This is a genomic window from Streptomyces sp. NPDC059582 (genome assembly GCF_042735715.1).
GTDB lineage: Bacteria > Actinomycetota > Actinomycetes > Streptomycetales > Streptomycetaceae > Streptomyces.
The window spans coordinates 75,285-87,791 of the sequence record NZ_JBHWCC010000013.1 but is presented as its reverse complement, the minus strand read 5'-3'; the positions used below and the strand labels follow the sequence as shown (position 1 = coordinate 87,791).

Below are 12,507 nucleotides of genomic sequence, written 5' to 3'. Positions count from 1 at the left end.
TGTCGGTGCGCCCCCGTAGAATCACCACGTGGCAGGACGGATCAACGACGAGGACGTGAAGGCGGTACGGGACGCGGTCCCGATCGACGCCGTCGTGTCCGAGTACCTCCAGCTGCGCAACGCGGGCGGCGGCAACCTCAAGGGACTCTGCCCGTTCCACGACGAGAAGTCGCCGTCCTTCCAGGTCAGCCCGAGCAAGGGACTCTTCCACTGCTTCGGCTGCCAGGAGGGCGGCGACACCATCACGTTCGTGATGAAGGTCGACCACCTCACCTTCTCCGAGTCGGTCGAGCGCCTGGCCGCCCAGGCCGGCATCACCCTGCGCTACGAGGAGGGCGGGTACAACCCCGCCCACCAGCGTGGCGAACGCATCCGCCTGGTCGAGGCCCACAAGGTCGCCGCCCAGTGGTACGCCGAGCAGCTCGCCACCAGCCCCGAGGCCGAGACCGGCCGGATCTTCCTCGCCGAGCGCGGGTTCGACCAGGCCGCCGCCGTCCACTTCGGCGTCGGCTACAGCCCCCAGGGCTGGGACCACCTCACCCGCTACCTGCGCGGCAAGGGTTTCACCGACAAGGAGCTGACCCTCTCCGGTCTCTCCCAGGAGGGCCGCCGCGGCCCCATCGACCGCTTCCGCGGCCGGCTGATGTGGCCGATCCGCGACATCGGCGGCGAGGTCGTCGGCTTCGGCGCCCGCAAGCTGTACGAGGCGGACAACGGCCCCAAGTACCTCAACACCCCCGACACGCCGATCTACCGGAAGTCCCAGGTCCTGTACGGCATCGACCTGGCGAAGAAGGACATCGCCAAGTCCAGCCGCGCGGTCGTCGTCGAGGGCTACACGGACGTCATGGCCTGCCACCTCGCCGGGGTCACCACCGCGATCGCCACCTGCGGCACGGCCTTCGGCGGCGACCACATCAAGATCCTCAGGCGCCTCCTGATGGACAACGGCAGCGCTCGCGTGATCTTCACCTTCGACGGTGACGCGGCCGGCCAGAAGGCGGCCCTGCGCGCCTTCGAGGACGACCAGAAGTTCGCCGCCGAGACGTACATCGCGATCGCGCCGGACAACATGGACCCGTGCGAGCTGCGGCTGGCCAAGGGCGACGAGGCGGTCGCCGACCTGGTCGAGCCGCGCACCCCGCTCTTCGAGTTCGCGCTGCGCCAGATCGTCGTGCGCTACGACCTCGACACCCCCGCGGGCCGCGCCGCCGCCCTCGACGAGGCCGCCCCGATCGTCGCCCGCATCAAGAACAGCGGCGCCCAGCACGAGGTCGCCGTCCAGCTGGCCGGCATGCTCGGCATCCTGGACACCCAGTTCGTGGTCAAGCGGGTGGCCCAGCTGGCCCGTTGGGCCCGCGACCGGGGCGGCAAGGGCGCCCCGGCACCGGCCCGGGGCGGCACGCAGCCCTACGACGCCGCCCCGCGTCCCACCGCCGGCGGCCCCGCCCTCAACCTCCGCAACCCCGTCTACGCCACCGAGCGCGAGCTCCTCAAGCTCGCCCTCCAGCGCCCGGAGCTGGTCTCCCCGGCCTTCGACGCGTACGGCGTCGACGAGTTCACCGCCGCGGCCTACGCGGCCGTACGCCAGGCCGTCATGGAGGCGGGCGGCGCGGAGTACGGCACGCAGGACGGACAGGAGTACCTGATCCGGGTCCGTGAGGCCGCCCCCGACGACACCGTGCGCGCGATGGTGACGGAACTGGCGGTCGAGGCGATCATGCGCAGGACGGTCGACGAGAACTACGCGGGCGAGCAGCTCGTGACCGTGCGCCGCCGGGCCGTCGAGCGCCGCATCCGTGACATCCAGTCCAGCCTCACCCGCCTCGGCTCGCACGGTGACCCGGCCCAACTCGCCGCCGTGCAGAACGAGCTGTGGATCCTCCAGCAGTACGACCAGGCGCTGCGGGAGCAGGGCGCGGCCGCCCTCTGACACGGAATCGGCCGTACACCGTTCCCGTGGTTTGAGTCCCGCGCAGAGGCCTACCCGTACACCGGGATAACCGTGCGGTCACGGAGCGGACGCAAAAAGTCACCGCACGCCCCTCGTGGCGGCGATGTGTCGTACTCCACACTGGGTTCCGGTGCCTGAGTCCTCGGAGCGCGGCCGATCCGTCCCCAACGGGTCCCACACCCCCGCGGTTCCGCTCATCGCGTACGGGACGGACAGCGGCGAGGCCGCCCACTCCGTCCCCGAAGTACCGCTGCCGCACACCTCAGCAGCGATCATCCTGGAGGTCGCCCCCGTGCAGACCCAGACCCTGACCCAGACCAACGCAAGCACGCACCGCAGCAAGAACCGCGGCAAGAACGGCGGGACCGACGGCCGTACGGACAGTCGTACGGACGGCGGTACGGACAGTCGTACGGACGGCGGTACGGACAGTCGTACGGACGGCGGTACGGACAGTCGTACGGACGGTGGCGCGGACGGCGTGGAGCCGGACGCCGAGACCGACGTGCTGGTCGCCGTGCCCCCACAGGACCGTGCCGCGCACCATCCCGAAGCGGAGCCGGAGGTCCCGTCCGAGCCGGCGGAGTCCTCCGAGCCCGGGGAGCCACCCGCCGACGAGGCGGCGCAGGAGGAGGCTCCCGAGCCCGTCGAACTCCCGCCCGCCCGCGCCGATTCCGGCAGCCCGTCCTCGGACCTGTTCCGCCAGTACCTGCGCGAGATCGGCCGCATCCCGCTGCTCACCGCCGCCGAGGAGGTCGACCTCGCCCGCCGTGTCGAGGCCGGGCTGTTCGCCGAGGAGAAGCTCCTCAACACCCCCGACCTGGACAGCCAGCTGGCCCTGGACCTGGACCGGCTGGTGGTGCTGGGCCGGATGGCCAAGCGCCGCCTGATCGAGGCCAACCTGCGGCTCGTCGTCTCCGTGGCCAAGCGGTACGTCGGCCGCGGCCTGACCATGCTCGACCTCGTCCAGGAGGGAAACCTGGGCCTGATCCGGGCCGTCGAGAAGTTCGACTACGCCCGCGGCTACAAGTTCTCCACCTACGCCACCTGGTGGATCCGCCAGGCCATGTCCCGCGCCCTCGCCGACCAGGCCCGCACCATCCGCGTCCCGGTGCACGTCGTCGAACTGATCAACCGCGTGGTGCGCGTCCAGCGCCGCATGCTCCAGGAACGCGGCTACGAACCCACCCCGGAAGAGGTCGCCGACCACCTCGACCTGGCGCCCGAGCGGGTCAGCGAGGTGCTGCGGCTGGCCCAGGAACCGGTCTCGCTGCACGCCCCCGTCGGCGAGGAGGACGACGTCGCCCTCGGCGACCTCATCGAGGACGGCGACGCGGCCTCACCGGTGGAGTCGGCGGCGTTCCTGCTGCTCAGGCAACACCTGGAAGCGGTGCTCTCCACGCTCGGCGAACGCGAGCGAAAGGTCGTCCAGCTGCGCTACGGGCTCGCCGACGGCCGCCCGCGCACGCTGGAGGAGATAGGCCGCATCTTCGGGGTGACCCGGGAACGCATCCGCCAGATCGAGTCCAAGACGCTGAACAAGCTGCGCGACCACACCTTCGCGGACCAGCTGCGGGGCTACCTGGACTGAGGGCCGCCCACTTCGGGTGAGCGGCCCTCGGGGCCGTAGGTCGGCCGCCTCAGTCGACCTCGGCCACGGCCTGCGCGAACTGCGCCTGGTACAGCCGCGCGTACGCCCCGCCCGCCGCGAGCAGTTCGGCGTGCGCCCCCTGCTCCACGATCGACCCGTTCTCCATCACCAGGATCGTGTCGGCGTCCCGGATCGTCGACAGCCGGTGCGCGATGACGAACGACGTACGCCCGTGCGCCAGCTTCGCCATCGCCTTCTGGATCAGCACCTCCGTGCGGGTGTCGACGGAACTCGTCGCCTCGTCCAGCACCAGGATCACCGGGTCGGACAGGAACGCCCGCGCGATGGTGATGAGCTGCTTCTCACCGGCGCTGACCCCGCTGCCCTCGTCGTCGATCACGGTGTCGTAGCCGTCCGGCAGGGTCCGTACGAACCGGTCGGCGTGCGCGGCGCGCGCCGCCTCCTCGATCTCCCCGCGGGTGACCTCCCGCGCGGCGCCGTACGCGATGTTCTCGGCGATCGTGCCGCCGAACAACCAGGTGTCCTGGAGCACCATGCCGATCCCGGCGCGCAGTTCGTCCCGGGACATCCGCGCGATGTCCACGCCGTCGAGGGTGATGCGCCCGCCGGTGACGTCGTAGAACCGCATGAGCAGGTTGACCAGCGTGGTCTTGCCCGCGCCGGTCGGGCCGACGATGGCGACCGTGTGCCCGGGTTCGACCTTGAGCGACAGGTCCTCGATGAGCGGCTTCTCGGGGTCGTAGCGGAACGACACGTGCTCCAGCGCGACCCGTCCGCGCAGCTCCTCGGGCCGGGCACCCGGCATCGGATCGGCGTCCTGCTCCTGCGCGTCGAGGAGTTCGAAGACCCGCTCGGCGGACGCGACACCCGACTGCACCAGGTTCGCCATCGACGCGACCTGCGTCAGCGGCATCGAGAACTGGCGCGAGTACTGGATGAAGGCCTGCACGTCACCGATCGACAGCGAGCCGGAGGCGACCCGCAGACCGCCGACGACGGCGACCAGCACGTAGTTGATGTTCGACACGAACATCATCAGCGGCTGCATCACCCCGCTGTTGAACTGCGCCCTGAAGCCCGCCTCGTACAGCGCGTCGTTCTGCTCGGCGAACTGCTTCGCCGACTCCTCCTGCCGCCCGAACACCTTCACCAGCGTGTGCCCGGTGTACATCTCCTCGATGTGCGCGTTCAGCTTTCCGGTGGAGCGCCACTGCTGCACGAAGTGCGGCTGCGACCGCTTGCCCACCCGGGTCGCCACCACGAACGACAGCGGCACGGTGACCAGCGCGACCAGCGCCAGCAGCCACGACACCCAGAACATCACCGCCAGCACACCGATGATCGTCAGCAGCGAGTTGATGAGCTGGCCCATCGACTGCTGGAGCGTCTGCCCGATGTTGTCGATGTCGTTCGTGGCCCGGCTGAGCACCTCGCCGCGCTGCCGTTGGTCGAAGTACGACAGCGGCAGCCGCGACAGCTTCGTCTGCACGTCCTCCCGCATCCGGAACATCGTCCGGTTGACCACCCGGTTCACCAGCCGCGTCGCGAACGCCATCAGCAGGCCCGCGACGAGGAACGTGCTCAGCGCCAGCAGCAGCACGTCGCCGACGGCACCGAAGTCGATGCCCTGGCCCGGCGTGAAGTCCGTGCTGCGGAGCATGTCGGCGACCGAGCCGTCACCCCGCTCGCGCATCGCCGTGAGCACCTGCTCCTTGGACGCCCCGGCCGGCATCTGCCGCCCGATGATCCCCGCGAAGACCAGGTCGGTGGCCTTGCCGAGGATCTTCGGCCCGATCACGTTCAGGCCCACGCTCACCACCACGCACGTCAGCAGCACGTAGATGGTGACCCGTTCGGGCTTGAAGTGGCTCAGCAGCCGTCTGCCCGACACCTTGAAGTCCAGCGAGCGGCTGTCCGGGCCGGTCCCGGCCATCATCCGCCCCATCGGCCCGGCCATCAGGCGGCCTCCGCTTCCGTCAGCTGGGAGAGCACGATCTCCCGGTAGGTCTCGTTGTCCGCCATCAGCTCGTGATGACGGCCGGTGCCCACGACCCGGCCCTCGTCGAGCACGACGATCCGGTCGGCGTCGCGAATGGTCGACACCCGCTGGGCGACGATGACGACGGTCGCCTCGGCGGTCTCGTCCGCCAGCGCCGCGCGCAGCGCCGCGTCGGTGGCGTAGTCGAGGGCGGAGAAGGAGTCGTCGAAGAGGTAGATCTCCGGCCGCTGCACGAGCGTACGCGCGATGGCGAGCCGCTGCCGCTGACCGCCCGAGACGTTCGTGCCGCCCTGCGCGATCGGCGCGTCGAGGCCGCCCTCCAGCCCGTCGACGAAGTCCTTGGCCTGCGCCACCTCCAGCGCGTGCCACAGCTCCTCGTCCGTGGCGTCCGGATTGCCGTAGCGCAGGTTGGTCGCCACCGTGCCCGCGAACAGGTACGGCTTCTGCGGCACCAGCCCGACCGTCCTCGCCAGCAGCTGCGGGTCGAGGTCGCGGACCTCGGTCCCGTCGACGAGCACCTCGCCGTCGGTGGCGTCGAAAAGTCTCGGTACGAGACCCAGCAGGGTCGACTTGCCGCTGCCGGTCGAGCCGATCACCGCGGTCGTCTCACCGGGGCGCGCCACCAGGTCGACGGCCTTCAGCACCGGCTCCTCGGCACCCGGGTAGCGGAAGCCCGCCCCGCGGATCTCCAGATGGCCGTGGCGGCGCAGTTCCCGCACGGGCGCGACCGGCGGCACCACGCTGGAGGAGGTCTCCAGGACCTCCTGGATGCGCTCGGCGCACACCTCCGCGCGCGGCACCATCATGAACATGAAGGTGGCCATCATCACGGACATGACGATCTGCATGAGATAGGCGAGGAACGCGGTCAGGTCGCCGATCTGCATCCCGCCGCTGTCGATGCGGTGGGCGCCGAACCACACCACGGCGATCGACGACAGGTTCACGGTCGTCATGACCACCGGGAACATCAGCGCCAGCAGGTTGCCGGTGCCCAGGGCGAGGTCGGTGAGGTCGGTGTTCGCCTTCCGGAAGCGCTCCTGCTCGTAGTCGTCGCGCACGAAGGCGCGGATGACCCGGTTGCCGGTGATCTGCTCGCGCAGCACCCGGTTCACGGTGTCCAGGCGCACCTGCATGGCCCGGAACAGCGGGCGCAGCCGGCGCACGATCAGCGTCACACAGATGCCCAGCAGCGGGACGACCGCGACCAGCACCCCGGACAGCGGGACGTCCAGACCGAGCGCCAGGACGATGCCGCCCACGCACATGATCGGCGCCGACACCAGCAGGGTGAACGTCATCAGGGCCAGCATCTGGACCTGCTGCACGTCGTTGGTCGTCCGGGTGATCAGCGAGGGGGCGCCGAAACGGCCCACCTCCCGGGCGGAGAACGACTGCACCCGGTCGAAGACGGCACCCCGCACGTCCCGGCCGAGCGCGGACGCCGTCCGGGCGCCGTAGTAGACCGCGCCGATGTTGCAGACGACCTGGGCCAGCGAGATGCCGACCATGACAGCGCCGTAGCTGAGGATGTAGCCCGTGTCGCCGTCGACGACACCCTTGTCGATGATGTCCGCGTTCAGCGTGGGCAGGTAGAGGGTGGCGCAGGTCTGCAGGAACTGCAGCAGCACCAGGAGAGCGATGGGTTTTCTGTAGGGCCTGAGATAGGCCCGCAGAAGTCGTATGAGCACGCTACGTCTCTCGGAGTCGGCGAAAGGGGCGGACGGTTGCCCCTGGCCCCTATCGTCCGACACTCCACCGGTGTTACCTCAACCGATTAAGCCAACGGATCGCCCTCATCCGCGGAACGCCCCCGGATGGGTCTGCTCCCGCACCGACACGAACTGCTGGCGCACCGCCTGTCCCACCGCCAGCTCCTCACCGGGCTCCAGGACCTGCGCGGCCGCGCCCTGCCAGGCGGGCGGGGTGCGCGGGTCGAGAGTGCCCTGGGAGGCGCCGAGCGCCCAGGCGGCCTGCCGGGCGGCGCCGATCGCCGCGTAGTCGGCGGGCTGCGGCACCACGACCTGCGCGCCGAACAGCGCGGGCGCCGCGGTCTGGACGGCGGGCAGCTCCGCGGCCGCCCCCAGCAGGAACACCCGCCGCACCTCCACGCCCCGGCCGCGCAGCACGTCGAGCGCGTCCGCGAGCCCGCACAGCATGCCCTCGAACGCGGCCCGCGCCAGGTGCTCCGGCCGCATCGACTCGCGCCTGAGGCCCGCCAGGGTCCCGGCGGTGTGCGGCAGGTTCGGCGTCCGCTCACCCTCCAGATAGGGCAGCAGCACCAGGCCGTGCGACCCCGGCGTCGACTTCATCGCCAGGTCGGACAGCGCCTCCAGATCGGCGAGGCCGAGCAGCTCGGCGGTGCCGCGCAGGGTGCGTACGGCGTTCAGGGTGGTGACGACCGGCAGGTGCATGCCGGTGGCGTCGGCCAGTGAGGTGATCATCCCGCTCTGGTCGACCAGCGCCTCGGGATGGACGGCCATCACGGAACCGGACGCCCCCAGCGACACGACCGCGTCACCGAGGCCGATACCGAGCCCGAAGGCGGCGGCCATGGTCTCGCCGGTACCGGCGGAGATCAGCAGCCCCTCCGGGGTCGTGCCGGCCGCCTCGGACGGGCCGATCACGTCGGGCAGCATCGCCTGGTGGCCGAGCGCCAGCTCGACCAGGTCGGGCCGGTAGCCACCGGTGGCGGCCGACCAGTACCCGGTGCCCGAGGCCCCGCCCCGGTCGGTGGTCCGGCGCACCGGACGCCCCAGCAGCTGCCACACCAGCCAGTCGTGGGCCTGGAGCAGTACGGCGGCGCGCCGGGCGTTGTCGGGCTCGTTCCGGGCCAGCCAGCGCAGCTTGGTCACCGGCTGCGCCGCCTGCGGCACACAGCCCACCGCCTGCGCCCAGGCCTCGCGCCCGCCGAGGGCGTCCACCAGGTCGGCCGCCGCGACCTGGGCCCGCCGGTCGCCGCCGACCAGCGCAGGCCGCACGGTGTTGCCCTGGCTGTCCAGCGGCACGATCGCGTTCTGCTGCGCGGAGACGCCGATGGCCTGCACGCCCTCCAGGAGCCCGCCGCCCGCGGCTTCGCCCAGGGACAGCAGCCAGGCCTGCGGATCGACGTCGGCCGGCCGCCCGCCGCCCTCGCCTGCCTCCAGCGGATGCGGCGCATAGCCCTGCCTGAGCACGGCTCCCGTGTCCGCGTCGCAGACGACGATACGAGTGAAATCGGGCGCACTGTCCAACCCGGCGACTATCCCCATGCTCAAAATTCTGCCGCACCGGGAGAGGTGTCGGTGCCGGGTGAAGCCTCAGGGACGTTGCAGTTCGTCTGTCATCTGGCCTCCGGCCCTGTGACCTGCGTTACGTATTGCTGGTCCCCCAGTCGTCCTCGCCCGCTCCGGCACCGTTGCGCGTCCGCAGCGAGCGCACCCGGTCCGAGACCGAGTCGGGCATCCGCTCGCCCACCTTCTCGCTCACCACGTGGTAGGCCTTGCCCGCGATCTGGCGGCCCTGCTGGGCGGCCGACTCCGCGGTGTTGCGCACGGCAGGGTTCTGCGCGACCTGACGCGCGGACTTCTTCAGCTGTTCGTAGCGCTCGCGCCCGGCCCGCGTGCCCAGCACGTAACCCAGGACGAGTCCGGCGACGAACGTGAGCCGGTAGCGCATGGCGACCGCCCTTCCCTTGCGTAGGTCTCTGGCGCGGCATCGAAGCCGGGGAGTACCGATTGGCGGAGCACCCCCCTGCTTGCGCTAATGTATGTGTCGCAGCGAGCGTCCGCCCCCTGGCGAATACCCAGGGAGATGCGTTCGATGCAACGAGGCATTCCTCCGTAGCTCAATTGGCAGAGCAGCCGGCTGTTAACCGGCAGGTTACTGGTTCGAGTCCAGTCGGGGGAGCTCGGTCCTCCGTAGCTCAATTGGCAGAGCAGCCGGCTGTTAACCGGCAGGTTACTGGTTCGAGTCCAGTCGGGGGAGCATGCTGAACGAGGACCCTTAGGGGTCCTTTTTCATGTCCGGGGGAACCGCTCGGACGGCAGCACGGTCCTCATGGTCATGCGAAGTCGACCATACGAAGCAGGAGATCGTATGAGCGGCTATGCTGCGGCAGACGGCGCGCACACATGTACGCGACACGCCGTATGGGGCGGTAGCTCAGCCGGTTAGAGCAGCGGACTCATAATCCGTCGGCCGTGGGTTCGAGTCCCACCCGCCCCACCAGTGCCGGTCCGTGACCGGAAGAAACGTTCCTTGCTGAGTGCCGGAACGTCAACTCTCGCTCAGCGGAGTGAATCCCCTGCTCGCGACTTCGGAGTCGGGCGCCGCTCGGGAGATCGGCCCGTCCGGTGCGCAGGCCGCGGGTACGGGGCAGGGCGACGTCGTAATGGCCCGAACAGAGCATGACGTCCTCGAGGACACGTACGTGAGCTGAGTCCGGCCTGTCCGCCCGTCGATCCGGTCGCGCACACCACCTGTCGGTCCGGCGGGCCGGCCCGGTGCGCCCCCTGGTTCCCGCCGGTCGACATCGCGCTCGGCCACGGGCGGAGCGGACTCTGCCGGCATCCGGCAGGCCGCTCGGGCGAGACGAGCAGGACGCCCGCCGACACCCACCAGCGCACCCCGTCCCCGGTGAACCGCGAGGCCGGCGACCGGCCCACCCGTGTTCACGCACCACGAGAACCGTCGGACTCGCGCGGAACCGCCCGCGAGAGTCCCCATGGCAGCGGTCCTGACAGCGGGACGGCGACCCCTTACACGCTCGGACAGCGGGACGAAAGACGCCGTGGCTAATTTCGTCACCGTCAACCGCGGACGCGTTGGTCCGCCGGTGCACGACTACGAGATTCCGAGAGCGCCGGTGCGAGTTCCACCGCGCTCTTGGGAGGGGGTTACCCGCCGATGACGGTGTCCACAAGTACCTTTGCGTCCGGTGTCCGGGCGCTCGAGTTCGTCCGGTCTGTCGACCGGCGCCTCCTCCACCGCCGGGCCTTGTCGGAAGTGTTCCTCACCGACACCTCGGCGGTCGACGGGCAGCGCTTCCTCGCGGGCGCCCAACTCCCCTCGTCGCACGCCTACTTCACCGATCACATCGGTCACTCGGTCGTCGACCCGATCCTGCTCCTGGAATGCGCTCGGCAGGCCGAGACCTACGGCGCGCACTCTCACCTCGGCGTCGACAGCGACACGAAGTTCGTCCTGCAGTCGTGGTCCATGCGGCTCCCCGGCCTGTTCACCGCGCACTCCGGCGACCCGGCGGAGCTGACCATCGAGGTCGCGACCGACCGACCCGTCGGCGCGACCGCGGCCGTCCGATCCGTCACGTACGAGATGCGCCTCCTGCTCCGCGGGGAGGAGGTCGGCGAGGTGCGCATGGCGGTCGGCTACCTGTCGTCGGGGACGTACTCCTTCGTCCGGTCGAAGCGGCGCGGCAGCCCGCCCGTCTCGTCCGACGACGTCGCGACCGTCCCGGCGACGGTCGCCCCTCAGGACCTCGGGCGCGCGGCGCCGGTCAACGCCCTGCTCATCGCCCCGGTGCGCGACGGTGACGGCATCTCCGCCGGCGTACGGACGCCCAACGACAACCCGAGCATGTTCGACCACGCGCAGGACCACCTGCCGGGCATGGTGCTCACGGAGGCCGCACGGCAGGCCGCCCTGCTCGCCGGCGCCCGGCTCCTCGGCCGGCCCGCGGCCGGGTCCACGCTGATCGGGTTCGACATCGGTTTCGCCAAGTTCGCCGAACTCGACGCGCCCACCACGGTCAGCGCGGTCCCCGAGCGCGACACCGACGGGATCCAGATCTTCCGGATCGCCTTCCGGCAGAACGGCGACGAGGTCGCGTCCGGCACCGTGGAGACCTCGGCCGTTCCCGCGTCGCACCGGAGCGCACGGTGAGCGGACGGGCCGCGGTACTCGCGGGACTCGGAGGCTGGCTGCCGCCGACGCGGATCACCAACGACGACCTCGCCGGGCAGTTCGACACCACCGACGAGTGGATCACCACCCGCACCGGGATCAGGCAGCGGTTCGTCGTCCCGCCGGGGCTGTCCACCTCGGACGTCGCCGTCGAGGCCGGGGCGCGGGCGCTCGCCTCGGCGGGCACGGACTCGGTGGACCTCCTCGTCCTCGCGACGAGCACCCCGGACCACCCGTGCCCGGCCACGGCGCCGGAAGTGGCCAGCCGGCTCGGGCTCGGAGAGATACCCGCGTTCGACGTGGCCGCCGTCTGCACCGGGTTCGTGTACGCGTTGGCGACCGCGTCGAGCATGATCCGTGCGGGGATCGCCGACAGCGCCCTGGTGATCGGCGCCGACACCTTCTCCACCATCCTCGACCCCGGGGACCGTACGACCAGGGCGATCTTCGGGGACGGCGCGGGGGCGACGGTGCTGCGCGCCGGAAGCCTGCGGGAACGCGGCGCGATGCTCGGGTTCGACCTGGCCAGCGACGGCTCCCAGGCCGACCTGATCACGGTGCCGGGCGGCGGGTCCGAGCACCGTTCGAAGGGCCTTGACGCACCGGGCGACGAGTTCTTCACGATGCAGGGCCGTTCGGTGTTCCGCAACGCCGTGACGCGGATGAGCGAGTCGTCGCGGCGGCTGGCGAAACAGCTCGACTGGCCCGTCGAGTCCGTCGACCGACTCGTCGCCCACCAGGCGAACATCCGCATCCTGACCGCCGTGGGCAATGAACTCGGACTGCCCGAGGAGAAGTTGGTGGTCAACCTCGACCGGGTCGGCAACACCGTCGCCGCCTCCATCCCGCTGGCACTGGCCGACGCGGTGCACACGGGCTCGATCGCGCCGGGGCACCGGGTGCTGCTGTGCGCCTTCGGCGGAGGCCTCACCTGGGGGGCCGCGGCCCTGGAGTTTCCCGAGGTGTCCGTCGAACCACTGCCGGGCCCCCCGGCGCCCGCTGAATCCACCTACACGAAGTGAACGAAGAAAGCGGAAC

General features: G+C 70.7%; 8 protein-coding genes and 3 tRNA genes. 7 read left to right on the top strand and 4 right to left on the bottom strand.

Translation table 11 applies throughout. The annotated features are described in order from the left end of the window. The first annotated feature begins 28 nt into the window (after window positions 1-28). Both dnaG and ACFV0T_RS14395 read left to right on the top strand, forming a co-directional pair. Window positions 29-1,933 (top strand): DNA primase, encoded by a 1,905-nt coding sequence (dnaG, locus tag ACFV0T_RS14400; protein ID WP_385778216.1) that lies wholly within the window; start codon window positions 29-31, stop codon window positions 1,931-1,933. A gap of 151 nt (window positions 1,934-2,084) precedes the next feature. Continuing rightward, a complete protein-coding gene (locus tag ACFV0T_RS14395; protein WP_385778214.1) occupies window positions 2,085-3,545 on the top strand; it encodes an RNA polymerase sigma factor in 1,461 nt (486 codons plus the stop codon). Window positions 3,546-3,594: 49 nt separating this feature from the next. On the opposite strand, the gene ACFV0T_RS14390 is transcribed toward ACFV0T_RS14395, so the two are convergent. The 4 genes from ACFV0T_RS14390 to ACFV0T_RS14375 all read right to left on the bottom strand — a co-directional run bounded on the left by ACFV0T_RS14390 (window position 3,595) and on the right by ACFV0T_RS14375 (window position 9,222). Continuing rightward, the gene (locus ACFV0T_RS14390; RefSeq protein WP_385778212.1) at window positions 3,595-5,523 is read right to left on the bottom strand and encodes an ABC transporter ATP-binding protein; all 1,929 of its coding nucleotides are present in this window, start codon (window positions 5,521-5,523) and stop codon (window positions 3,595-3,597) included. Then, window positions 5,523-7,256, bottom strand: coding sequence for an ABC transporter ATP-binding protein (locus tag ACFV0T_RS14385; RefSeq protein WP_385778210.1), 1,734 nt, complete (start codon window positions 7,254-7,256; stop codon window positions 5,523-5,525). The genes ACFV0T_RS14390 and ACFV0T_RS14385 overlap by 1 nt, the downstream gene beginning before the upstream one ends. A gap of 105 nt (window positions 7,257-7,361) precedes the next feature. Next, window positions 7,362-8,816 carry an FGGY-family carbohydrate kinase gene (locus ACFV0T_RS14380; RefSeq protein WP_385778208.1) on the bottom strand — a complete coding sequence of 485 codons (1,455 nt, stop codon included), beginning with the start codon at window positions 8,814-8,816 and terminating at the stop codon, window positions 7,362-7,364. A 100-nt stretch (window positions 8,817-8,916) separates the two neighbouring features. Continuing rightward, the gene (locus tag ACFV0T_RS14375) at window positions 8,917-9,222 is read right to left on the bottom strand and encodes a YtxH domain-containing protein (RefSeq protein ID WP_385778206.1); all 306 of its coding nucleotides are present in this window, start codon (window positions 9,220-9,222) and stop codon (window positions 8,917-8,919) included. Between the two features lie 158 nt (window positions 9,223-9,380). Here ACFV0T_RS14375 and ACFV0T_RS14370 point away from each other — a divergent pair. The 5 genes from ACFV0T_RS14370 (at window position 9,381) to ACFV0T_RS14350 (ending at window position 12,491) form a co-directional block, all read left to right on the top strand. Then, a tRNA-Asn gene (locus ACFV0T_RS14370) sits at window positions 9,381-9,453 on the top strand. Window positions 9,454-9,458: 5 nt separating this feature from the next. Continuing rightward, window positions 9,459-9,531, top strand: a tRNA-Asn gene (locus tag ACFV0T_RS14365). Window positions 9,532-9,697: 166 nt separating this feature from the next. After that, window positions 9,698-9,774: transfer RNA gene (locus tag ACFV0T_RS14360), tRNA-Ile, on the top strand. A 678-nt stretch (window positions 9,775-10,452) separates the two neighbouring features. Beyond that, entirely contained in the window at window positions 10,453-11,448 is a 996-nt protein-coding gene (locus ACFV0T_RS14355; RefSeq protein WP_385778204.1) for an AfsA-related hotdog domain-containing protein, read from the top strand. Then, on the top strand, window positions 11,445-12,491 hold the full coding sequence (locus ACFV0T_RS14350; RefSeq protein ID WP_385778202.1) for a beta-ketoacyl-ACP synthase III: 1,047 nt from the start codon (window positions 11,445-11,447) through the stop codon (window positions 12,489-12,491). The genes ACFV0T_RS14355 and ACFV0T_RS14350 overlap by 4 nt, the downstream gene beginning before the upstream one ends. The last annotated feature ends 16 nt before the right edge of the window (window positions 12,492-12,507 follow it).

Bases quoted from the DNA above. Each gene is read 5' to 3' on its own strand.
- ACFV0T_RS14390 (WP_385778212.1), bottom strand. From the start codon at position 5,523: ATGGCCGGGCCGATGGGGCGGATGATGGCCGGGACCGGCCCGGACAGC.
- ACFV0T_RS14380 (WP_385778208.1), bottom strand. From the start codon at position 8,816: ATGGGGATAGTCGCCGGGTTGGACAGTGCGCCCGATTTCACTCGTATC.
- ACFV0T_RS14375 (WP_385778206.1), bottom strand. From the start codon at position 9,222: ATGCGCTACCGGCTCACGTTCGTCGCCGGACTCGTCCTGGGTTACGTG.
- ACFV0T_RS14355 (WP_385778204.1), top strand. From the start codon at position 10,453: ATGACGGTGTCCACAAGTACCTTTGCGTCCGGTGTCCGGGCGCTCGAG.